Origin of the sequence: Streptomyces sp. NPDC046862, assembly GCF_040704615.1 — a bacterium.
Lineage (GTDB): Bacteria > Actinomycetota > Actinomycetes > Streptomycetales > Streptomycetaceae > Streptomyces.
Genome location: NZ_JBEYXP010000036.1, coordinates 72,352 through 94,365, shown reverse-complemented (window position 1 = coordinate 94,365; position 22,014 = coordinate 72,352). Strand labels below are relative to the sequence as shown.

Below are 22,014 nucleotides of genomic sequence, written 5' to 3'. Positions count from 1 at the left end.
GTGATATGGGGACTGGCCACCTCGCACGTGCCGTCGATCGGCGCGGCCATGGACCACGGCAGGACCCAGGACCCCTACTGGAAGCCGCTGTTCGACGGGTACGCGCCGGCGCGGGAGTGGATGGCCCGGCACACCCCCGATGTCGCGGTCGTCGTCTACAACGACCACGCCAACGCCCTCGACCTGAGCGCCACCCCGGCCTTCGCGATCGGCACCGCCGCGTCGTACCCGGTGGCCGACGAGGGGTGGGGCAGCCGGCCCGTACCCACCGTCACCGGCGCCCCCGAGTTCTCCGACCACCTCGTCGAGAGCCTGATCGACGCCTCCTTCGACCTCACCGTCTACCAGGAACTCGACGTCGACCACGGGCTGACCGTGCCGCTGTCGGTGTACTGCCCCGACCCGGGCGAGCGCTGGCCGTGCACGGTGGTTCCCCTCCTGGTCAACGTCATCCAGTACCCGCAGCCGACCGCCGCGCGGTGCCTGGCCCTCGGCCGCGCGCTCGGCGAGGCGATCCGCGGCTACCCTGAGGACCTCAGGGTCGCCGTCTTCGGCACCGGCGGGATGTCCCATCAACTCGCGGGCGCCCGCGCGGGCCTGATCAACCAGGACTTCGACCGGATGTTCCTCGACGCGATCGAGCACGACCCGGAGAAGCTGGCCGCGCTGACGCGCGAGGAGTACATTCGCGAGGCCGGCTCCGAGGGCATCGAACTCATCATGTGGCTGATCATGCGCGGCGCCCTGGGGCCACGGATCCGCCGTGTCCACGAGACCTACCACGTACCGGCGTCGAACACGGCGGCCGGGATGGTGCTGTTCGAGAACCTCGGCGTGTGAGGCCCGGCAGGGTGTGGTTCTCCTCGCCGACGGCGCCCCGCACGGGCGAACCCGGGACCGGCTCAGCCCGCGACGGGCGCCGTCGCCTCGCTGTTCTCCGGTCCGGTTCCGCCTGCGCTGGGTGCTACCTCGTCGGCATCGGGGCCGTTGCCGTCGGCGAGCTTCTTCTCCGGCAGGAGGAAGGCGAGCGCGAGACCGAGGACGAACACCGGGACCATGTAGCGGAACACCGGTGTCAGGGCGTGCTGGTAGGAGAGGATCACCGCGTCCTGGACCTTGTCCGGGAGGGAGTGGACCAGGGCCGGGGTGAGCGAGTCGGTCGCGCCGACCGTTTTCGCGGCGCCGGCGGTCAGGCGGTCGTCGAGCTGGTCGGCGAGGCGGTGGGTGAACACCGCGCCGACGCCCGCGGTGCCGAGGGTGGCGCCGATCTCGCGGAAGAAGTTGTTGGCGGAAGTGGCGGTGCCCACGTCGGAGCCGGGGAAGTCGTTCTGCACGGCCAGGACCAAAGGCTGCATCGCGAGGCCCAGACCGGCGCCCAGCAGGAACACGTAGGCGCAGACCAGGACGAGCGAGGTCCCGGTGTCCATGGTGGACATCAGCAGCGCGGCGGCACCGACGAGGACCGTCCCGACGATCGGGTAGATCTTGTACCGGCCGGTCCTGCTCATCAGCTGTCCGGAGGGGATGGCGGTGGCCATCAGGCCGACGACCATGGGGATGAGCAGCAGCCCGGACTCGGTGGCGCTGACGCCGTAGACCATCTGCAGGTACGTCGGCAGGTAGCCGATGATCGCGAACATGCCGATGCCGATGACCAGGAGCCCGATCAGGGTCGCGGTGGTGAAGATCCGGCTGCGGAACAGCCACAGCGGGATGATCGGTTCTGCGGCGCGGCGCTGTGAGAGGAAGAAGAGCACCCAGGCCAGCAGGCCGCCGCCGGCCATGCCGAGGATGAGGGGATCGGACCAGGCGTAGTCCGTGCCGCCCCATTCGGCCACCAGGACGGTGCACGTCACGGCCGCCGCCATGAGGGCGAAACCGAGGTAGTCGAAGACGACCGTGGCGGCCCGGCGCGGCAGACGCAGCGCGAACGCGCCGACGGCGAGGGCCAGGGCGCCGACCGGAAGGTTGATCCAGAAGGCCCAGCGCCAGCCGATGCCGTCCGTGAACCAGCCGCCGAGCAGCGGTCCGGCGACGGAGGAGAGGCCGAAGACGGCGCCGATCGGGGCCATGTACTTGGCGCGCTGCCGCGGCGGTACGAGGTCGGCGATGATCGCCTGAGAGGTGATCATCAGTCCGCCGCCGCCCAGCCCCTGGACGGCCCGGCCGATGATCAGCATGGTCATGTCCTGCGCGGCGCCCCCGATGACGGAGCCGACGAGGAAGACGGCTATGCCGCCGAGGAACAGGGTCTTGCGGCCGATGAGGTCTCCCAGACGGCCGTAGACGGGCATGACGATGGTGGCCGCCAGGATGTACGCGGTGGTCACCCACGCCATGTGGTTCACGCCGTGGAGTTCGCCGACGATGGTCGGCAGCGCGGTGCTGACGATCGTCTGGTCCAGGGACGCGAGCAGCATCGCGGCCATGAGGGCGGCGAAGGTGAGGCCGAAGCGGGGCGGAATGCCGGAGGAGTCCTGCTCCTCCGCCTCCACCGCCGGGGTCGAGTCACTCAAGGGAAGCTCCTGATATCGATGAGGAGAGGGAGAGCGCGTAACGGCACCGGGGCGCCGGGCCCTTGACGGGCCGGACCGGCGGTCAAGGGGTCAGCAGGGTGCGCAGGAGTTCCGCGGAGCGTTCGACGTACGGCACCGGGGAGTCGTCCTCGGCGCCCGGGGACTCCGCCCCCGCCCAGCGCTCCAGTCCGGTACGCATCGCGGTCAGCGCGAGCGCGGCGAGCAGAGTGGGGACCTCGTCGGCCGCCCGCTGTCCGAGCCGCCGCGCGACCGCGTCGGCGACCGATCGCTGGAAGCCGTCGAAACGGGCCAGCAGCGCGGCCAGCAGGGCGGGGTGGCTGCGTGTGAGCGCGAAGACGGCCTGCGTCTCGGCGCGTCGCGGGGGGCTGTCGCTCAGATCCCGCACGAGCAGCCGGGTGAGGTCCGCGAGCACGTCACGGGGGTGTGCCTCGCCCCGGTCGGCGAACTCGGCGACCAGCGCGGCAGGCAGTTGGGCCGGGGGCGCCGACAGGACGGCCGCCTCCTTGTTCGGGAAGTAGTTGAAGAACGTGCGGGGTGAGACACCGGCCTCCGCGCTGATCATGTCGACGGTGACCTTGTCGAAGCCGTGTTCCTGCGCGAGCCGCAGTGCGGCGCCATGGATCTCGCGCTCCGTCTGACGTCGCCGGCGGTCGCGCAGACCCTCACTCGTGGAAGCCATGGTGAAATTCTTGCACACCATGCAAACTTTGCGTGGTGTGCATCATGGATGTCATCCCTGAGTCGCATGGGCGCGGGCTGCGCGGTGGTACCGCGGTACCACCGGGGTGCCGAGGATTCCCCTCCGGTCCCAGGGCTTCGACCGGCCGCGCTCATAACGTCGAACGCAGACGCCGCGGTGCTTCCGCAGCCGTGTTCGAGGCAAGAAAGGCCACTTCCATGATCGAAGCGCGTGAGCTGACCAAGCGGTACGGGGACAAGACGGTGGTCGACCGGCTGAGCTTCACCGTGAAGCCGGGTGAGGTGACCGGATTCCTGGGCCCCAACGGCGCGGGCAAGTCCACGACCATGCGCATGATCATCGGCCTGGACTCCCCCACCGGCGGCTCGGTCACCGTGGGCGGACGCTCCTACGCCCGGCACACCGCACCGCTGCAGGAGATCGGCACCCTGCTGGAGGCCAAGTCCGTGCACCCGGGGCGTACCGCGTTCAACCACCTGATGGCGCTCGCGCACACCCACGGCATTCCGCGCCGCCGCGTGGACGAGGTCATCGAGCTGGCCGGGCTCACCAGTGTGGCCGGCAAGCGCGTGGGCGCCTTCTCCCTGGGCATGGGCCAGCGGCTCGGCATCGCCGCCGCCCTTCTAGGTGACCCGGCGATCGTCATGCTCGACGAGCCGGTCAACGGTCTCGACCCCGAGGGCGTGCTGTGGGTGCGCAATCTCCTGCGTGGGCTGGCCGACGAGGGCCGGGCCGTGATGCTCTCCTCCCACCTGATGAGCGAGACCGCGCTGATCGCCGACCACCTGGTGATCATCGGACGTGGCCGGCTGCTCGCCGACACCACGGTCGACGACTTCACCCGTGAGGCCGGCGGCGGTGGCGTGAAGGTCGCCAGCACCGAGGCCAGGAGGCTGCGTTCCCTGCTGGCCGGCCCGGACGTCACGATCAGCTCGTCCTCCGACGAGGAACTGCTCGTCTCCGGACGTGACGCCCATGAGATCGGGGCGATCGCCGCCCAGCACGGGGTGGCGCTGTACGAACTCACCCCGCAGTCCGTCTCCCTGGAGACCGCGTTCATGGACCTCACCCGTGACGCCGTCGAGTACCAGAGCGCTCCGGCCGACATGGCCGGCTCCGACCGAAAGGCCGCCTGATGACCGTCACCAGCCTCGCGCCCGCCCCTGCCCCTGACCGCACGACGAAGTACAAGGTGACCGGCCCGCGGGTGCTGCGCGCGGAGTGGGCCAAGTTCTGGTCGCTGCGCTCCACCTGGATCACGCTGGGCGTCGCCGTGTTCCTGCTGGTCCTCTTCGGGGCGATCGCCAGCTACACCTACAGCCCCGACGCCGTCGCGGCCGGCGGACCCCCCGGCCCGGGAAGCGGCAGCGGCGACAGCGACGCGGTCAGCCTGGCCCTGACCGGCGTGTCCTTCGCCCAACTGGCCATCGGCGTGCTCGGGGTGCTGCTGGCCGCGGGCGAGTACACCACCGGCATGATCCGCTCCACCCTCGCCGCTGTCCCGCGACGGCTGCCCGTCCTGTGGTCCAAGGCCGCCGTGATCGGGCCCATCGCCGTGGTCCTCACCACGATCGGCGCGCTGGCCGCGTTCCAGCTGGGCGTTCCGGGTCTGGACGGCGAGAAGATCGCGCTCTCGCTGAGTGACGACGGGGTGCTGCGCAGCCTGGCAGGCGCCGGTGTCTACCTCGGCCTGGTGGCCGTGTTCGGTGTGGCCCTGGGCATGCTGATCCGCTCCTCCGCCGGGGCCATCGCGGCCCTGGTCGGCATCCTGCTCATCCTGCCCGGTCTGGCATCGCTGCTGCCCGACTCCTGGTACGACACCCTCAGCCCCTACTTCCCCAGCAACGCCGGCTCGGCCGTCTACGCCCTGCACCAGTCCTCGGACGCCCTCTCTCCGGGGGCGGGACTCGCCGTCTTCGCCGGATGGGTGGCACTGGCCCTCGCGGGGGCGGCGTTCCGGCTGGTCCGGACCGACGCCTGACCTGGGCACGAGCACAATGGTGTCCATGAGCGCGGAACGCGCGGCAGCCGCCGCGGACACCGCCCGGGGGACAGCGCTCCCGCCGTCCCCCGGGTTCGACGCCGACTGGACGCACCCCGTCCTGGGACGTATGTGGCGCGGCCAGCAGGACCGGCAGCGCTTCGACCGCCGGCATCCGTGGCTGCTCGACACCGCGGTGGTGCTGTTCGTCGTGTGCGTCAGCCTTCCCGATCTGCTCTGGGGTCACGGCGGCTCGCCCTTCGGCGACATGGACTCCCGTGACCGGCTGCCGGCCGGTGTCCTGTTCGTCCTCACCGCCGCACTCGCCGTTCCGCTGTGGTGGCGGCGCAGGGCTCCGGCCGTCGTGTTCTGCGTGATAGCTCTGGTGTCCCTGGTCCAGTGGTCGCTGGGCGTCTGGCTGCCGGCCGGCATCAGCGCTCTCATCGCCCTGTACACGCTGGCCCGGCAAGGTCCGTTGCGGGTTCTGGGCTGGGCCGTCGCGGTGGCTGCCGCCAATGTGATTCTGGCCGTCTCCGTCCTGGTTCCCGTCGAACATCCCCTGCTGGGTGTCTTCTTCATGCTGGGGACGGTGACGGCGGCCACCGCCGTCGGCCTGACGCTCCGCATCCGCCAGATGTATCTGGCGGCGCTGGAGGACCGTGCCAGGCGCCTGGAGATCGAGAACGAGCAACGCGTCCGGCTCACCGCCGCCGCCGAACGCTCCCGGGTCGCCCGCGAGATGCACGACATCGTCGGCCACAACCTCTCGGTCATGGTCAGCGTCGCCGACGGCGCCGCCATCCTCGCCACCAACCGGGGCGAACAGTCCGCCGACGCCCTGCGCGTTCTCGGCGACACGGGCCGCCAGGCCATGAGCGAACTGCGCCGCGTCCTGGGCGTCCTTCGCGAGGAGCACGACGACGAACGGATGCTCGCCCCTCAGCCCGGCATCCGTGATCTGGAACCCCTGCTGGCACGGGTCCGCGCGGCGGGAGTGCCGGTGACCTATCGGACCGTGGGCCACCTCGACGCCCTGGGCGACGGCGTGCAGCTCACCGTGTACCGCATCGTCCAGGAATCACTGACCAACACCCTCAGGCACGCCGGGGCCGGAACCTCCGCCGAGATCACCCTCGCCGTCGAGGCGGGGGAAGTACGTATACGGGTCGCCGACACCGGCGTGCCGCCGGAGGCACTCCCGCGGGCGAAGCCGGAGACGCGGGACGACGGCCCCGGCCACGGCCTGGTCGGCATCCGCCAGCGGGCCGCCATGTACGGCGGGACCGTCGTCATCGGACCGCACGACACCGGCCACGGCTGGCTCGTGGACGTCGTGCTCGACGTACCAGCAGGAGAGCGACTGCCATGACCACCGTCCTCATCGCCGACGACCAGCCCCTCCAGCGCATGGGCGTCCGCATGCTGCTGGAGGGCACGTCGGGCCTGGAACCGGTCGGCGAGGCCGAGCACGGCGCCGAGGCCGTCCGCATGGCCGCCGAACTCCGCCCCGACGTCGTCCTGATGGACATTCGCATGCCCGGCATGGACGGCATCGAGGCCACCCGCCGCATCGTCGCCTCCGGCGGCCGCACCCGGGTCATCATCGTCACCACCTTCGACCTCGACGAGTACGCCCACGACGGCCTGCGTGCCGGAGCCAGCGGCTTCCTGCTCAAGGACGCCCGCCCCGAGGAACTCGTCGCGGGCATTCGCGCGGTCGCCACCGGCGACGCCGTCGTCGCCCCCCGCCTGACCCGACGGCTGCTGGACGCCTACGCCCACCAGGTCCTCGCACCGGCCGGCGCCCCCGCCCCGGAGGACCCCCGGCTGCAGACGCTCAGCGAACGCGAACGCGAGGTGCTGGTGGCCATCGGCCAGGGCTGGACGAACACGGAGATCGCCGAGCGGCTCGTCCTCACCGAGTCCACGGTGAAGAAGCACGTCGGGCGGGTCCTCGCCAAGATCGGAGCCCGCGACCGCGTCCAGGCCGTGATCGTGGCGTACGACGCCGGGCTGGTCAGAGCCAGGTCGTAGCCCGGGCGCGCGTCGAAGACGTCGGTGTCCCCCCTGTCCAGCGTTGCCCCTGTCCAGCATGGAGAAGACAGGCATGGCCTGCGTTACTCGTCGTCAGTGACCAGTCCCCGCAGCGCCACGCCCCGCGCAGGCTGCTGGCCGCGGAGAGCGACCTGACGGTCGTCGGTGAGGCGAGGAGCGGGGCCGAGGCGGTCCCCATGAGCACCTCGCACCGTCCCGATGTCGTCCTGATGGCCGGCCGGCCCTTCGAGACGGGCGGTGTCGAGGCCGTCCGGCACATCGCGCGGCCCTCACGCCTTCTCCAGGCAGTCGAACCCTCCGAAGCCGATGCCCCTCCTCCCCGTGTACTGGTTCTGGCACCGGCCGGCCAGGAGGGACACGCCTGCGCCGCGCAGCGCTGCGGAGCCGGCGGATTCCTCCTCGACGACGCCGGCCCTGCTGAGCTCACCTCGGCCATCCGGGTGGTGGCCGCCGGAGAGGCCGTTCTCGCTCCCGGGCCTGGGAGGTTTCTGAGAGTCGCCGGGAGAGCGGCGCAGGTCACGGGGCAGGCACGACCGGGACGGCGGCCCTCTTCTCAGGAACTTCCCAGAGCCGCACCGGCGCCACCGACGTAGGGGCTCAAGCCACGACCGTCACACCCGTGTTGAGCGCTCGGTGAGAGGCGGCACCCCTCCTCACCGGTGGCGCGGCCTCCCGCGCCTGCCGCCTCGGGAACCGCCGGAGCCGCCGGAGCTCCCAGAGCCGCCCCCTGTCTTCTTGGGCTTCTTGCCGCTCGTGCTGCCTGCCCCGTTGGGCTTCCTGCCGCTCGTGGTCCCTGTTCCGGGCTTCCGGCGTGCGCGGTCCTCGTCGGGACGCCCCCGCTCCGGCTGCGCCTTGGTCGCGGCCCGCCCTCGTGTGCTGTTGACCGTCCGGCCCCGGACGATTCCGATGAAGTCCTCGACCAGGTCGGTGGTGGCGTCCTCGGGCCAGGACAGCGCGACGCTCGACTGTGGCGCGTCCACGAGCGGCCGGTAGGTGAGATCCCTGCGGTGGTACAGGCGTGCCAGGGACTGGGGGACGACGAGGAGCCCCACACCCGCCGCCACGAGTTCGATGGCGTCGGCCGTCGTGGCGGGGCGTTCGAAGGCGGGGCGCCCCGGCGGCTCGTCCCAGCCGAGGACGTCGTCGAGAGGATGGAACACGACCTCGTCGGCGAGGTCCTCGGCCGACACCTCGTCCGCCGCTGTCGCGAGGTGATCCTTGGGGACGACCACCACGGTGGTCTCGGTGTAGAGGGGGATCGCACTGAAGACCGTACGGTCGACCGGCAGCCGCAGCAGCGCCGCGTCGGCCCTCTCGCTCCGCAACGCGTCAGCTGCTTCCGCGGCCGGCACGGGGACGAGGGTCAACGGCACGTCCGGCAGACGCTCGTTCCAGGTCCGGACCCACTTGGCGGGCGTCGCCCCCGGGACGTACGCGAGCCGGAACGAAGAGGATGCTTCCGAACCTGTCACCCGGCCAGGTTACCGGTCGCCCGCCGAGGTCTCTCCAACAGACCTCGCACGCAGATGCCTCGCGGGCAGACGGATCTCAGACAGATGCCTCGCGGGCAGACGGATCTCAGGCGGACGGCTCGAAGTCCGGGGCCCCGTTCACGGCCGATAGTCTGGACACCATGAAGTCGCAGAAGAGCACCCAGACGATGAAGCCCGCGACCGCGGCGAAGAAGCTGGGTGTGTACCTCGAGGCCACCCCGGCCGAGTTCCAGGCCGGTGCCGTCTCACGCGCCGAGTTGAACGACCTCCAGGCCAACCCGCCCGAGTGGCTGCGGGAGCTCCGGCGCAACGGCCCTCACCCGCGTCCGGTGGTCGCGGCGAAGCTGGGGGTCTCCATCTCCGGCCTCGCACGTGGCGGTGTCACGGACCCCCTCACCACCGGGCAGATCGAGACCTTGCTGACGGACCGGCCCGAGTGGCTGGAGAAGGAGCGCGCCACCCAGGCCGAGGTCCGCAGGGAGGCCGCTCGGATCAAGAAGAAGAACGCCGACGTCGGCCAAGAGGCCGGCTGACCGCGCGCCAGTCCCCCGACCCGGACCCCCGGGCATCTCCCCTCCCCACTCCCCCTTCCCCTGGCCTCTCCTCCGCTTCCCCCCTCCACCCCCGCCCCGCCGTCGGCCCTGGCGGCCCGCCAAGTGCCCGCACCGGTCACGTCAGCCGTTGATCGTGACGAGGGTGGAGGAGGCAGGAGGCGACGACCACGAACGGCCACACGGACTGAGCGGACGTCACAACGCGTTCCGCGACACCAGGGGCACCGCGCACCTGCATTTCGAACAGGAACCATGCGGCGCCGACGCCCATCACCGCGGTCGCCACGAGAGAGGGCACGAGGCGCAGGCCCCACGGTGCGGCGCCGCCGCGCCGGGCGGCCAGGACGGGCCACACCGCCATGAGAGTGAATCCGGCCGCGGCGACCGAACCGTGGCGCAGGGAGCCCCCGCTGGTCGGCGCCGGGAACAGCGCCACCATCAGCGCCGCCAGTCCGCCACCGCCCAACGCCACACGTCCGGCGAGCGTGGCGGCGCGCAGACCCCAGGCGGTCAACAGGTAACAGGCGCCCAGGGCGACCAGCGCTCCGGTCATCACCCAGAATCCTGCGGCGCCGTAGGCCGCCAGCACGCTGATCGTCTGCGTGACAGGGTCGTATGCGGGCCCTTCGAGCGTCCCCGCGATCGTCCAGCCCCCGGCCAGCAGGACGGGCGCGCACCCGGACGGGAGCAAGGCCCACTTAGGAACAACTCGCATCAAGATACCGTAAAACACCCACAGATCCCGCCGCCCAGCACACGCGGACGTGAAGCGCAGTCCCCTTCACGACACGTTTGAGTCACCCTTCCGCGGGGAACCCGGTCGGCTCCAGCGAAGAGCGGTACCGGAAAGAGGATGAGGCGTCGTGAGCACGCAGACGGTCGAGAAACTCGTGGTCCGAGAGACCGGCTGGGCGAAGGCCCGCCGTCAGCCCGGAAAGGGTCTGCGCACCTGCCTTCCCGCGCTCGAGACCCGGGGTCTTCGCCGTCCGGAGCGCGTCGGCGCGGACTCGAACATCGTCAGGGGCGAGGACTGACCACTCGATCCTCACCGCACACCGCGCGGGGCGCACTGGCGAAGGGAAGAACCAGGGGAAGGTGCCCGGCGGGCGGTCCGAGAAGGGCCGGCAGGGACAGGCGGAGCTGTCCCGGCCGGCCTTTCGCGCGCCCGGGCCCACCCGCGCCACCGTATGACACTCGTTACAAACCCGGTGTGCGATGCGGCTATAACAATCGTTACAGGAGGTTGCCGTGACCGTCATCACCGCGAACGCGCCGAAGGGCCGTCTCGGTCTCGAGCAGCGTCGCACCCTGGCCGAGACGCTGACGGACGCCGTGCCGGTACCCGAGGTCGGCCGGTTCGCCCCGGCCGCCCGACCCGGGTTCCAGGTGCACTTCGTGGAGCGCGAGCCGGACATGATGGCCATCGGAGGGCGCCTCCTGGCGGACGCCGGTCAGGACCTGGACGTCATGGTCATCGACGTGGCGGTCATGGACGGTGACTGGCCCCGGGAGGTCCGGGCCGAGGTCATCGAGCGCGTCCTGTCCGCGCTCGCCGAGGCCTGCGGACTGCCACAGCCGTCACCGGCCTGGTGGGCCAACTTCCGGGTCATCGAGGAAGGCAGCTGGGGCTCCGGCGGCGGCGCCCTGTCCATCCTCTCCCTTCTGGCCGGCGGCGTGTTCACCGAGGAGAAGGCCAAGGCGATCCGCGCGGCGATCGAGGACCGGGAGCGCGCCCGCTTCGCCGTCAGGCCGGACGGCCCAGCGCAGCGGTGATCAGCGCTTCGAGCTGCTCCGCGACCTGATCCAGGGCTTGCGCGGTGCGCCTGGCGCGGCACATGGCGGTGGCGCCCTCGACCGACGCCACGACGAGAGCCGCCAGCCCTTCGACCCGATCGGCGGCCACTCCGTGCGCCCGCAGCGAATCGGCGAGCAACCCCTCCCAGCTCTCGAACGCCTCAGCGGCGGCGAGGAGAGCGGGCGGGGCCTCGCCGGCCGGCGGCTCCTCGACGGAGAGGTGCGCTACCACCGGCCCGTCCCGCTGGAGACACCGCTGCGGCTCCACGCCCGGGTCACGGGCACCGAGGGCCGCAAGGTCTTCGTGGACGGCTCGATCAGCATGGAGACGGATCCGTCGGTCGCCGTGGTCACGGCGGACGGCGTCTTCGTCACACCCGACCCCGACCGCACCGGGCCCTGTTCCCGAGCGTGCCGGCCGGGCGGTCCGCCACGGCGGCCGCCCAGCCGGGCTGACTGACCACCTCGGCCTCTCAAGGACGCCGATCCAGCACCTGTTGTATCAATCAATCGAAAGATGCAATCAGTCCGCCCATCGACCTCAGAGATCAGAGAGGGGAGCGGACGTGACTTCGCCTGCCGGGCGCCCTGGCCGACGACACCCCACGACGGTCGCCGCGCTGTCACGCCGGGCGGTGGTCACCCTCCCGGTCGCCGTCGTCGGAGCGGCCCGCACCCCCTCGGCGGCCGCCGCTCCGGCCGCACGGCGCGGACGGACCGTCGCCTACACCGGCTCCCGGACCACGGCCGCACGAGAGGGCCGGGGCAAGGGAATCGAGGTGTACGACGTCGGTCCCGACGGCGACGAGTGGACACTGCTGCAGACCATCGAGCTGGACAATCCGACGTTCCTGGCCACCGACCGCACCCGGCGTTTCCTGTACGCGGTGCACGGCGACTTCACGTACGTCAGCGCCTACCGCATCGATCCCGGCAGCGGGCGGCTCACCGCCCTGGGCCGTCAGGAGACCGGCGGCCGCAATCCCGCACATCTCGCGGTGGACCCGGCCAACCGTTTCCTGGTGGTGGCCAACCACTCCTCCGGCACCGTGGCGACTCTCCCGCTGCTGGACGACGGTCGCCTCGGCCCGCTCGCCGATCTGCTGTCCCTCCCGGGAGAGCCCGCACCGCACCGCACCGACCAGACCGGAGCCAAGCCGCACCACGTGCCCTTCTCGCCCGACGGCCGCTTCGTCGTCGTACCGGACAAGGGGCTGGACCGGATCTTCACTCTCACACTGGACGCGGAGTCCGGGAAGCTGGCCCTCGGCCCTGTCCCACCCGTCGCGACCCGCGAGATGGCGGGCCCCGGCACATCACCTTCCACCCACGCCTGCCGTTCGCGTACGGCGTCGACGAGCTGCGCTCGACGGTGACCACCTACCACTGGGACGCCCGGCGCGGCGGGCTGAAGGCGCGGCAGATCCTCTCCAGTACCGAGCCGACGACGACAAGTGACAGCCGGGGCGCGGAGATCGCGGTCAGCCCGGACGGGCGGTTCGTGTACGCGTCCAACCGCGGTGGAGCCGGGGACAACACTCCGGGCGGGCCCGAGCCGGACACCATCGGCGTGTCCAAGGTGTCGGCGCGGACCGGCATGCTGCGGCCGGTGGAGTGGACGTCCACGGGGGGCGTCCGGCCGCGGTTCTTCTGCCTGAGCCCCGACGGCCGGAAGCTCTACGCGGCGAACGAGCGCAGCCACACCATCGTGGCCTACGACGTCGACGTCACGGACGGCCGCCTCCGGCCCACGGGCGGCGTGGTGCACACCGGCTCGCCGGTGTGTGTCCTGTTCCTCCCGTTGGATTCGTAGGTGGCAATCGCAGGGCCTCGGGAGATTCGTAGGATGAGGCTTCGCCGACCCACCACGTGAAGAGCGCAGGAGCGATGTCGCGGCCGAACCTGACCACCTCCATGGCCACCCGGCTGGTGGACCTGATGCGTCGCAGCGGCCTCGAAGAGGGCGCCCACGTCACCGAGCAGTGGGCGGCGGACGAGCTGGAGGTCTCCCGTACCCCGGTACGCAAGGCGATGCTCTTCCTGACCGAGGTCGGCATCCTGGAGCGGATCCCGAACCGCGGCTTCTTCCTCGCGCGTGACGCGGGCGCCCTCGTCCGGCCGGACCTGAGTGAGGGCGAGGACCTGGAGCAGTCGGCGTACTTCGAGATCGCGGACGACTATGTCGGCGGCCGCTTCACCGGCTCCTTCACCGTGGCCGACATCAGCCGCCGCTACCGGCTCACGCCCCGCCAGGCCGACCGGGTGCTGTCCCGGATGGAGGCCGAGGATCTGGTGCGGCGCAAGGCGGGCGGCCGGGGCTGGGAGTTCCAGCACGTGATGGCCACCGTCGACGCGCACGACCAGAGCTACCGGTTCCGGATGATCATCGAGCCGGCCGCGCTGCTGGAACCGGGCTTCACCGTGGACGCCGACGCCTTCGCACGGCACCGGCGGCAGCAGGAGGCCCTCCTGCACGGGGACATCCTGTTGCTGCCGCGGGCCGAGCTGTTCCAGGTCAACGCCTCGTTCCACGAGATGCTGGTGGACTGCTCCGGCAACCAGTTCCTGCTGGACGCCGTACGCCGTCAGAACCGGCTGCGGCGCCTGATCGAGTACCGCCACCAGATCGACCGCTCCCGGCTCGCGGGCCAGGCCCGGGAGCATCTGAGGCTCCTGGACCTGGTGGAGAACGGGGATCTGAAGGAGGCGTCCGCCTTCCTGAGCGCGCACCTGGACAAGGTGCGGTCGCTCAAGACGGGGATCGGCGGGGACGGTTAGGGCGTCACCGGCGAGGTGCGCCGGGCCTCGTCGGAGGCCGGGCTGCCGTCCGTCGGGGGCTTCGCGCCGCCGCCGGTCCTGACCACCGGGTGCGTGCGCGCCGGCCTGCTGCTCCTTGTCCAACTCGACCGTCATCCACTGCCGTTGACGGTCGATGACTCACTTGACGTCGACGGGTTTCTCGGTCAGCGGAGTGATGCGTCCGGAGCAGTTGTATCAATCAGCACTGTAAGACAATATGTGGTGCCGTACGCCGCGCCAGATCGCCACGCCCAGGACCGCAGGGGATCATGAACACTGACCGCACCGCGCTGCTCGCCGTCGAGGGCCGCTCCTACGGCTATCAGCCCCTGGACCGGGTCCTGCCGACCGCCGAGCTGGACACCCTGCCGTACGCGATCCGGGTGCTGCTGGAGAACGTGGCCCGCCGGGCGCCGGAATCGCTCGCGGACGTGGTGTCCCGGGCACGTGCCAGGAGCGGCGCGTGCGAAGTCCCCGTGCACCCGAACCGGATCATGCTGCACGACACCACCTGCCTGCCGGCGCTGGCCGATTTCGCGGCCATGCGCGACAGCGTCGCCGAACTCGGCGGGGATCCCGGGCGGTTACAGCCGTCGATCCCCGTGGACCTGACCGTGGACCACTCCGTGATCGTCGAGGAGTACGGCCGCGCCGACGCCGTCGAGCGCAACCTGCTGATCGACTTCCGGCGCAACGGCGAGCGGTACGCGATGGTGAAGTGGGCCGAGCGCAGCGTGCGGAACTTCCGCGTCGTGCCTCCGGGGACGGGCATCATCCACCAGGTCAACATGGAGGCGCTGGCCCGGGTCGTCTGGCAGGAGGACCCGGCCGACGGCGGTCTCCCGGTGCTGCACCCGGACGTTCTGGTCGCGACCGACAGCCACACCCCGATGATCAACGCCCTGGGCGTCGTCGGCTGGGGAGTCGGCGGCCTCGAAGGGCAGGCCGCCATGCTGGGCGAACCGGTCACCATCCCCTACCCGGACGTGGTCGGCGTCCGCCTGACCGGACGGCTGCGCCAGGGCGTCGGCGCCACCGACCTCGCCCTGACCCTGACCGAACTGCTGCGCGCCACGGGAGTGGTGAACAAGTTCGTCGAGTTCTGCGGCGACGGCGTCACCACACTGGGCTGGGCCGAACGCGCCGCCGTCTCCAACATGGCGCCCGAGTACGGCGCGACCTGCGTGTACTTCCCCTACGACGACGAGACCGCCGCCTATCTGCGCCTGAGCGGGCGGGAAGAGGAGCACGTACGTCTCGTCGACGCCTACCTCACCGCCCAGGGCCTCAAGCGCACCGACGACCGCGCCGTCCCCCACTACGACCAGCTGCTCGACCTCGATCTCGGCACCGTCGAGCCCAGCGTGGCGGGCCCGAACCTGCCGCACCAGAGGCTGCCGCTGTCCCAGGTCCCGGCCTCGTTCCGGCAGGCGGCGGGTCGCAGGACGGAGGGGACGTCGGCTACGGAGGGGACGACGGCCTTCGCTGAACCGCTCCCTGACGGTCCGGTCGCCATCGCCGCCATCACCAGCTGCACCAACACCGCCAATCCGGCCCTCATCGTGCAGGCCGGCCTGCTCGCCAGGCGGGCGGTCCAGAGGGGGCTCACCGCCAAACCCTGGGTCAAAACCTCCCTCTCCCCCGGCTCACGGGTGGTCGAGGAGTACCTGCGCGAGGCCGGGCTGCTGCCCGCCCTGGAGAAGACCGGCTTCCACATCGTCGGCTTCGGCTGCATGACCTGCATCGGGAACTCGGGCCCGCTGCACCCGGCGATGGAGCTACTCTCCGAGGAGGGCGCGGCGGAACCGGTCGCCGTCCTGTCCGGCAACCGCAACTTCGCGGGCCGGGTCAACCCGCGCGTCTCCCTGTCGTACCTCGCCTCTCCGCCACTGGTCGTCGCCTACGCGCTGGCCGGTTCGGTCCTGCACGACTTCGACCGGGAGCCCCTCGGCACCGACCATGAAGGCCGCCCCGTCCACCTCAAGGACCTGTGGCCCTCCGACGAGGAAGTCGCCGCATGCGTGGCGGAGTTCGTACGGCCCGAGATGTTCCGCGGCAACGCCGCGCGCATCCGGCAGGGCACCCCTGCCTGGCAGGAGATCGAGGCACCCGGCGGGACCCTCTTCCCCTGGGATCCGGAGTCGACGTACATCCGCCGCCCCCCGCATCTCACCCGACTGTCCGCCGGCCCTCGGGCCCGCCTGACGATCGACCGGGCCAGGATCCTCCTCCGGCTCGGCGACAACGTCACCACCGACCACATCTCCCCCGCCGGTGCCATCCCCGCCCGCAGCACGGCCGGACAGTGGCTCACCGAACGCGGAGTCGCCCGCCGCGACCTCAACCAGTACTCCACACGACGCAGCAACCACGAAGTCATGCTGCGTGGCGCCTTCACCAACGCCGCCGTCACCAACCTGCTGCTGGAGGACGGCTGCGACGCGCAGCCAGGGCCGGGGCCGGGACCCAGCGGCCACGCGTACACGGCCGACGGCGCCCACGTCCTGCCCGTCCACCAGGCCGCGCCCACCTACCGGGACGCGGGCTACGACCTGGTCGTCGTCGCCGGCCGCGGCTACGGGGCGGGCTCCAGCCGGGACTGGGCGGCCAAGGCCCAGGCCCTGCTGGGCGTGCGGGCGGTCGTCGCCGAGTCGTACGAGCGCATCCACCGCAGCAACCTGATCGGCATGGGCGTGCTGCCCCTCGAGTTCGCCCAGGGCGACAACGCGTCGTCGTACCCCTTCACCAGCGAGGCGGAGCTCTCCTTCGACGGGCTCGACGGCCTGGGCGTCGGCACGAACCGCGTCACCCTCCACATACGGGGAGCAGAGGGCCGCCATGCCACGGCGGAGCTGCGACTGAGGATCTTCTCCCGCCAGGAGCTGGCCTATCTCCGGCACGGGGGCATCCTGCCGTACGTCGTCCGCCGTGCCCTTGTCACCGCGGCGTCATGACAGCTACGTATCAACCGGTTAACCGGTTACGATGCGACCGACATCCACCTTCAGCCTCCGCCGAGCCGGGCCCTCAGCCGACGCGTCGCCGAGTCCATGTGGGCATGCATCGCGGCCCTCGCGGCACGCGGGTTCCTGGCCCGTACGGCCTTCAGGACGGCCTCGTGCTCGCCCAGTCGCCCGTCTCCCGGTTTGCGGATGTTCTGCCGGATCCACACGGCGACCAGCGTCTCCAGGCGTGCCTGCAGGCCGGCCAGGGCACTGTTGTGCGAGGCCTGCGCCAGCGCCCGGTGAAAGGCCAGGTCGGCCTCCAGATAGCGCTCGGGGTCGCCGTGTTCGGCCGCCATGCGGGCCAGATGCGTCTCGAGAGCGGTGACGTCGTTGTCGGTGCGGCGCAGGGCGGCCAGTTCCGCGAGGTCGACCTCCACGCACACGCGCGCCTCAAGGAGTTCGTCCGTGGTGTGGTCGCCCAGCATCAGTCCCCACTCCAGGACCTGCGGCAACAGGTCCGAGGTGGCTCCCCGCACGTAGGTGCCGTCGCCCTGCCGGATCTCCAGCAGGCCGAGCAGAGACAGGGACTTCAGTGCCTCGCGGACCGCCGAGCGGCCCACTCCGAAGGTCTCCGCGAGCTCCCGCTCCGGCGGCAGCCGGTCACCGGCCCCGAGCCGGCCCGACGTCAGCAGGTGGTCCAGCAGGCGGCGGGCCACCTCCACCGCGGGAGCCCGCGGCTCCTCCCGTTCGATCCGTGCAAGCCCGGCCATTCCCGCGGCCTCCCCTGTCTGGTGCTCCACCGGCGCGGCAGGACTGTCGCGCACGATCGACACGGTAGCCGTCCAAGGCCCGGCCGACCTACCAACCCGGCACTAATGGTTGACAGGCTGACTGGTTGCGGTCAGGTCTTCGACAACCAACGGGAGCAGCACCGGCACCATCACCGGGACGGAAGCAGCCGCGAAGCCCGGTGCTCTCGACGCAGCTGACACCGCCGTCGCGCCCACACGAGAAGAGCCCCCATGTCTCCCACCCGTTCCGGCCGCGCCGCCGCAGCGGAACCCGATCGCATGCCGTCGCGCCGCAGCGTGCTGCGGGGCGCCGCCGCCGTCGGCGCCCTCGCCGTCACCGGCAGCTCGCTCGCAGGCTGCACCACCACGGACGCTAACGCCGCCGCGCGGCCGAACCCCGCGTACTACCCCTCCTCGTACGAGAGGATCGTCGACGCCTCGCGCCGCGAGAAGAAGCTCCTGATCTACTCGAACACCTCGCAGACCAACTGGCAGCCGATCTTCGACGCGTTCACGGCCCGCTACCCGTGGCTGGCGGACATCCGCGCGACCAACCTCGGCAGCTCCGCCGTCTACGAGCGGTACTACAGCGAGGCCGCCACCGGTGGTTCACCGGCCGACCTGCTCGCCTCCAACTGCGGTCCGCTCTGGGGCGACTACGTCCCCCGCGGGATCGCCTCCGACCACCGCTCGCCGGAGAAGGGCCACCTCCCCGACTGGGCGGAGATGATGCCCGGCGTCTGGGTCTTCTCCACCGACCCCGTCGTCGTCCTGTACAACCGCAAGACGCTCGACGTCTCGCAGTACCCCCAAGGGCCTTGTCTCCCTGGCGGAGATCGCCGAGGCCGAGCCGTCCCGCTTCCGTGGCAGGATCGGCGTGTACGACCCCACCAACGCCTACGGCTACTCCACCAACCAGGGCTACACCAGCGGCGTCGCGCGCGGCTGGGACACCTTCGGGCGCCTGCTGCCGTTCGCCCGCGCGGACCACTCCTCGGGCACCCTCGTGGAGAAGGTGGTCTCCGGCGAGTACGACGCCTCCTTCAATCTCAGCGGCGGTGTGGCCGTCCCCGCCGCCGAGGGCAGCGGCGGGCTGCTGGGCTGGACGTACTGCGACGAGGGCACGGTCGTCGTCCCGCGCGCCGCCTCCGTCGTCAGGACGGCGCCGCATCCGAACGCCGCCCGCCTCTTCGTCGACTTCCTGCTCTCCGCCGAGGGCCAGGCCGCGGTCGCCAGGGGCGGTCTCACGCCCTACCGGGAGGGCGTGGAGCAGACCGACCACGACAGTCTGCAGGACATCCGTCGCGGGCTCGGCACCGACCGCGTGCACCTCCACCGCTACACACGCGTGCCCGAACAGACGCAGGACGCGTACGTCGAGCGCTGGGAGAAGGCCATGGGCTGACCCCTCCCCGCCCACCGCCCCTACACCGTCGTACGGAGTCGCCATGGCCACCCGGACACCCCCGGCGCCCGCCCCGCCGCGCACCCTGCGCGCGGACGAGCTCGGGACACCGCACTACCAGCGCCTGTTCGGCGCCGGCCGTGAAGTCACCATCCACTGGCTGACGTTCCTCGTCACCGCCGCGCTCGTCCTCGCCCCGGTCGTCCCGATCCTCTTCCAGTCGGTCCGCGACCAGCCGCTGTACGCCGCGGGCGGCGTCTTCACCCTGTCGAACTACGCACACCTGTTCACCGAGGCCGAGTTCGGCACGATCATCCTGGACACCCTCCTCTTCGCCGTGCTGACCACGGTGTTCGCGCTCGTCATCGCGGTTCCCATGGCGATCCTGCTGGAGCGCACGCAGTTCCCCGCCGCGCGGGTGATCGGGCAGGTGCTGCGCTGGCCGATCTACATCTCGCCGCTCGTCCTGGCCTTCGGCTGGATCGTCGTGTACGGGCCGGCTTCCTGACCTCCGCGCTGCGCGAGGGCATCGGGTGGGTGCCGTGGAACCTGTACTCCCTGACCGGGATGGCCTTCGTCGAGGCCGTCGCCCAGGTGCCCGTCGCCTACCTCTTCTGCGCCAACGCCCTCGCCGCGTCGGACACGTCGCTGGAGAACGCGGCCCGCTCCGTCGGCGCCGGACCGATGCGCGTCCTGTGGTCGGTCGTCGTGCCCATGCTGCGGCCGCCGGTGCTCTACGCCGGCCTGCTCATCTTCGGTACGGCGGTCGAGACCCTGTCGATCCCCCTGATCCTCGGCGAGCCCGCGGAGATCACCCTCTTCTCCAGCTTCCTCTACGAGCAGGGCATCGACGCCGTCAACCCGGACTACGGTCTCCTCGGCGCGGCCTCCACCTTCATGCTGGTGACCACCGTCGGCCTCGTGATCGTGCAGGCTCGGCTGCTGAAGCACGCCCAGCGGTTCGTCTCGGTGCGCGGCAAGGCGGCCCGCTCGAACCTCCTGGACCTCGGCGGCTGGAAGTGGGCGGGCTTCGCCTTCGTGGGGGTGTACGTCGTCTTCGGCGCCCTGCTGCCGATGATCGCGCTGGTCCTGCGGGCGTTCACCACGCTGCTCACGCCGCTGGTGAACCCACTGAACCTGCTCACCCTGGACAACTTCCGGCTGATCTTCGACTACGCGCCCTACACCGAGTCGATCACCAACAGCATCACCGTGGCGTTCATCGGCGCGGTCGCCGTGACCCTGTTCGGCACGGTCGTGGTGCTGGTGGCCCGCCGCTCCGACTTCCGCCGGGCCCGTCGCCGCGCAGTCCCCGCACGCGGTGCCGGGACTCATCATCGGCATCGGCTTCTTCTGGGCCTTCGCCTGGATGCCCGGCGGCGACGCGGTCCGCGGCACGCTCCTGGCGCTGGTCATCGCCTTCGGCGTACGGGCCCTGCCGTCGGCCTACGGCGCCATCTCCCCGGCGACCATGCAGCTGGGCAGCGAGCTCGACAACGCCGCCCGGGTCGCCGGAGCCGACTGGTGGCGCACCGTCTCCCGCATCCTGCTGCGCCTGCTGGTGCCCGCGATGCTCGCCTCGTTCCTGCTCATCTGGACCCAGATGATCCGCGAGTACGCGCCGGCCATGTTCCTCGCGGGAGCCGAGTCCCAGGTCATCGGGACCACCGCCATCGACCTGTGGACCCAGGGCGAGACCGGCTCCGTCGCCGCCCTCGCCACCCTGCAGATCGCCGTCACCGCCGTCGTCGCCGGCCTCGCCGGACTCCTGCTCAAGGGCAGGAAGGAGAAGAACCATGCCTGAGCTGGTCGTCGAGAACCTCAAGAAGTCCTTCGCCGGCAACGCCGTCCTTGAGGACATCGACTTCACCGTCGCCGACGGTGAGTTCTTCACCCTGCTGGGCCCGTCGGGCTGCGGCAAGTCCACCACGCTCGCCTGCGTGGCCGGTCTGGAACACCCCGAGTCCGGCACCATCCACGTCGGCGATCAGGTCTTCTTCGACGGCGACCCGCGCTCCGCGGTGCCACCCGAGGGCCGCAACCTGGGGCTCGTCTTCCAGTCGTACGCGCTGTGGCCGCACATGACCATCGCCGACAACCTCGCCCTGCCGCTGAAGCTGCGCAAGGTCTCCAGGGCCGAGCGGAAACGCCTGATCGACGAGGCGCTCGACAAGGTCGACATGCTGCACCTGCGCGACCGTTACCCGCACCAGCTCTCCGGCGGCCAGCAGCTGGGGGTCCCCCAGGCCCTTAAGGCACTGGGGGAGCGTCGCCCTCGCCCGCGGCATCGTCTACGCGCCGGGAGTGCTGCTGCTCGACGAGCCGCTGTCCAACCTCGACGCCAAGATGCGCGACCAGGCCCGCATGTGGCTGAAGGCGCTGCAACGCGAGGTCGGCATCACCACGGTCTACGTCACCCACGACCAGATCGAGGCCATGTCCCTGTCCGACCGTATCGCCGTCTTCATGCACGGCCGGCTCCAGCAGGTGGGCACCCCGACGGAGATCTACGAGACCCCGGCGACGCCCGAGGTCGCGGGCTTCATCGGCCGCTGCAACCTGCTTCACGGCCGTATCGACGAGGCCCCGGCCGAGGGCAGGACGGTCCGGGTCGAACTCGGCACGACCGGGCGGCACTTGAAGGTCGTACGGACCAAAGGCGTCACGGAGGGCCAGGGCGCGACCGTCGGCCTGCGCTCCGAACGCATCGTCCTCGCCGACCGCGCGGACGTGGCCGACGACGGCGTCAACGTCCTGCGGGCCACCATCAAGCAGTGCTCCTACACCGGCGCCCGCTTCGAGTACCAACTCGTCGTCGGCGACCTCGAGATCCACGCCGAGAGCTCCGTCCGCCACGACGGCGAGGAGATCAACCTGCTGATCCGGCCCGAGGACTGCCTGCTGTATCCGGCGACGGTCTGATCCGCTCGCGCTCCGCAGGGTCGCCGACGGTGGCGGCA

22 protein-coding genes and 3 pseudogenes are annotated in these 22,014 nt (G+C 71.1%); 18 read left to right on the top strand and 7 right to left on the bottom strand.

Going from position 1 to position 22,014, the window contains the following annotated elements:
• Window positions 1-840: a class III extradiol dioxygenase subunit beta gene (locus tag AB0959_RS33425; protein ID WP_366830474.1), complete on the top strand. Its 840-nt coding sequence runs from the start codon at window positions 1-3 to the stop codon at window positions 838-840.
• 62 nt (window positions 841-902) lie between these two features.
• Here AB0959_RS33425 and AB0959_RS33420 read toward each other — a convergent pair whose 3' ends face one another.
• The gene (locus tag AB0959_RS33420) at window positions 903-2,516 is read right to left on the bottom strand and encodes an MDR family MFS transporter (RefSeq protein WP_366830443.1); all 1,614 of its coding nucleotides are present in this window, start codon (window positions 2,514-2,516) and stop codon (window positions 903-905) included.
• Window positions 2,517-2,598: 82 nt separating this feature from the next.
• Entirely contained in the window at window positions 2,599-3,216 is a 618-nt protein-coding gene (locus tag AB0959_RS33415) for a TetR family transcriptional regulator (RefSeq protein WP_366830442.1), read from the bottom strand.
• A 218-nt stretch (window positions 3,217-3,434) separates the two neighbouring features.
• Between AB0959_RS33415 and AB0959_RS33410 the strand changes: the two genes are divergently transcribed.
• Genes AB0959_RS33410 through AB0959_RS33395 form a run of 4 tightly spaced genes read left to right on the top strand, consistent with a single transcriptional unit; the run spans window position 3,435 to window position 7,252 of the window.
• Entirely contained in the window at window positions 3,435-4,373 is a 939-nt protein-coding gene (locus tag AB0959_RS33410) for an ATP-binding cassette domain-containing protein (protein WP_366830441.1), read from the top strand.
• Window positions 4,373-5,218, top strand: coding sequence for an ABC transporter permease (locus AB0959_RS33405; protein ID WP_366830440.1), 846 nt, complete (start codon window positions 4,373-4,375; stop codon window positions 5,216-5,218). The genes AB0959_RS33410 and AB0959_RS33405 overlap by 1 nt, the downstream gene beginning before the upstream one ends.
• 25 nt (window positions 5,219-5,243) lie before the next feature.
• On the top strand, window positions 5,244-6,587 hold the full coding sequence (locus AB0959_RS33400; RefSeq protein WP_366830439.1) for a histidine kinase: 1,344 nt from the start codon (window positions 5,244-5,246) through the stop codon (window positions 6,585-6,587).
• Complete coding sequence (locus tag AB0959_RS33395; RefSeq protein WP_366830438.1) at window positions 6,584-7,252, top strand: response regulator transcription factor; 669 nt, start codon at window positions 6,584-6,586, stop codon at window positions 7,250-7,252. Before AB0959_RS33400 ends, AB0959_RS33395 begins: the two co-directional genes overlap by 4 nt.
• A 674-nt stretch (window positions 7,253-7,926) precedes the next feature.
• On the opposite strand, the gene AB0959_RS33390 is transcribed toward AB0959_RS33395, so the two are convergent.
• The gene (locus AB0959_RS33390) at window positions 7,927-8,745 is read right to left on the bottom strand and encodes a LysR family substrate-binding domain-containing protein (protein WP_366830437.1); all 819 of its coding nucleotides are present in this window, start codon (window positions 8,743-8,745) and stop codon (window positions 7,927-7,929) included.
• A 161-nt stretch (window positions 8,746-8,906) separates the two neighbouring features.
• Between AB0959_RS33390 and AB0959_RS33385 the strand changes: the two genes are divergently transcribed.
• Entirely contained in the window at window positions 8,907-9,299 is a 393-nt protein-coding gene (locus AB0959_RS33385) for a DUF5997 family protein (RefSeq protein ID WP_366830436.1), read from the top strand.
• Window positions 9,300-9,435: 136 nt separating this feature from the next.
• On the opposite strand, the gene AB0959_RS33380 is transcribed toward AB0959_RS33385, so the two are convergent.
• Window positions 9,436-10,035, bottom strand: a complete 600-nt coding sequence (locus AB0959_RS33380) for a DUF998 domain-containing protein (protein ID WP_366830434.1) — start codon at window positions 10,033-10,035, stop codon at window positions 9,436-9,438.
• A gap of 148 nt (window positions 10,036-10,183) precedes the next feature.
• Between AB0959_RS33380 and AB0959_RS33375 the strand changes: the two genes are divergently transcribed.
• Both AB0959_RS33375 and AB0959_RS33370 read left to right on the top strand, forming a co-directional pair.
• Window positions 10,184-10,354 carry a hypothetical protein gene (locus tag AB0959_RS33375; RefSeq protein ID WP_366830433.1) on the top strand — a complete coding sequence of 57 codons (171 nt, stop codon included), beginning with the start codon at window positions 10,184-10,186 and terminating at the stop codon, window positions 10,352-10,354.
• A gap of 214 nt (window positions 10,355-10,568) precedes the next feature.
• Complete coding sequence (locus tag AB0959_RS33370) at window positions 10,569-11,093, top strand: tautomerase enzyme (RefSeq protein ID WP_366830432.1); 525 nt, start codon at window positions 10,569-10,571, stop codon at window positions 11,091-11,093.
• Here AB0959_RS33370 and AB0959_RS33365 read toward each other — a convergent pair.
• The gene (locus AB0959_RS33365) at window positions 11,065-11,346 is read right to left on the bottom strand and encodes a hypothetical protein (protein WP_366830431.1); all 282 of its coding nucleotides are present in this window, start codon (window positions 11,344-11,346) and stop codon (window positions 11,065-11,067) included. The two genes, AB0959_RS33370 and AB0959_RS33365, sit on opposite strands and share 29 nt — an antisense overlap.
• Between AB0959_RS33365 and AB0959_RS33360 the strand changes: the two genes are divergently transcribed.
• The 4 genes and pseudogenes from AB0959_RS33360 to acnA all read left to right on the top strand — a co-directional run bounded on the left by AB0959_RS33360 (window position 11,335) and on the right by acnA (window position 16,867).
• Window positions 11,335-11,574: a hypothetical protein gene (locus AB0959_RS33360; protein ID WP_366830430.1), complete on the top strand. Its 240-nt coding sequence runs from the start codon at window positions 11,335-11,337 to the stop codon at window positions 11,572-11,574. The genes AB0959_RS33365 and AB0959_RS33360 overlap by 12 nt on opposite strands.
• 106 nt (window positions 11,575-11,680) lie before the next feature.
• Window positions 11,681-12,927 (top strand): annotated as a pseudogene (locus AB0959_RS33355) (lactonase family protein).
• A 74-nt stretch (window positions 12,928-13,001) separates the two neighbouring features.
• Window positions 13,002-13,892, top strand: a complete 891-nt coding sequence (locus AB0959_RS33350; protein WP_366830429.1) for a GntR family transcriptional regulator — start codon at window positions 13,002-13,004, stop codon at window positions 13,890-13,892.
• A 290-nt stretch (window positions 13,893-14,182) separates the two neighbouring features.
• Complete coding sequence (gene acnA / locus AB0959_RS33345) at window positions 14,183-16,867, top strand: aconitate hydratase AcnA (RefSeq protein ID WP_366830428.1); 2,685 nt, start codon at window positions 14,183-14,185, stop codon at window positions 16,865-16,867.
• Between the two features lie 50 nt (window positions 16,868-16,917).
• Here the strand turns inward: acnA and AB0959_RS33340 are convergent, their stop codons facing one another.
• Window positions 16,918-17,682 carry an FCD domain-containing protein gene (locus tag AB0959_RS33340; RefSeq protein WP_366830427.1) on the bottom strand — a complete coding sequence of 255 codons (765 nt, stop codon included), beginning with the start codon at window positions 17,680-17,682 and terminating at the stop codon, window positions 16,918-16,920.
• Between the two features lie 793 nt (window positions 17,683-18,475).
• On the opposite strand from AB0959_RS33340, the gene AB0959_RS33335 reads away from it, so the two are divergent.
• The 3 genes and pseudogenes from AB0959_RS33335 to AB0959_RS33325 form a co-directional block, all read left to right on the top strand.
• Entirely contained in the window at window positions 18,476-19,054 is a 579-nt protein-coding gene (locus tag AB0959_RS33335) for an extracellular solute-binding protein (RefSeq protein WP_366830473.1), read from the top strand.
• Window positions 19,055-19,097: 43 nt separating this feature from the next.
• A complete protein-coding gene (locus AB0959_RS33330) occupies window positions 19,098-19,562 on the top strand; it encodes a hypothetical protein (RefSeq protein ID WP_366830426.1) in 465 nt (154 codons plus the stop codon).
• A gap of 59 nt (window positions 19,563-19,621) precedes the next feature.
• A pseudogene (locus AB0959_RS33325) lies at window positions 19,622-19,924 on the top strand (ABC transporter permease subunit); the annotation flags it as partial.
• On the opposite strand, the gene AB0959_RS33320 reads toward AB0959_RS33325, so the two are convergent.
• Window positions 19,921-20,199: a hypothetical protein gene (locus AB0959_RS33320; RefSeq protein WP_366830425.1), complete on the bottom strand. Its 279-nt coding sequence runs from the start codon at window positions 20,197-20,199 to the stop codon at window positions 19,921-19,923. The pseudogene AB0959_RS33325 and the gene AB0959_RS33320 sit on opposite strands and share 4 nt — an antisense overlap.
• Window positions 20,200-20,375: 176 nt before the next feature.
• On the opposite strand from AB0959_RS33320, the gene AB0959_RS33315 reads away from it, so the two are divergent.
• The 3 genes and pseudogenes from AB0959_RS33315 (at window position 20,376) to AB0959_RS33305 (ending at window position 21,976) form a co-directional block, all read left to right on the top strand.
• The gene (locus tag AB0959_RS33315; protein WP_366830424.1) at window positions 20,376-20,858 is read left to right on the top strand and encodes an ABC transporter permease subunit; all 483 of its coding nucleotides are present in this window, start codon (window positions 20,376-20,378) and stop codon (window positions 20,856-20,858) included.
• A pseudogene (locus AB0959_RS33310) lies at window positions 20,851-21,225 on the top strand (ABC transporter ATP-binding protein); the annotation flags it as partial. The gene AB0959_RS33315 and the pseudogene AB0959_RS33310, both read left to right, overlap by 8 nt.
• Before the next feature lie 133 nt (window positions 21,226-21,358).
• Entirely contained in the window at window positions 21,359-21,976 is a 618-nt protein-coding gene (locus AB0959_RS33305) for an ABC transporter ATP-binding protein (protein WP_366830423.1), read from the top strand.
• Window positions 21,977-22,014 lie beyond the last annotated feature (38 nt).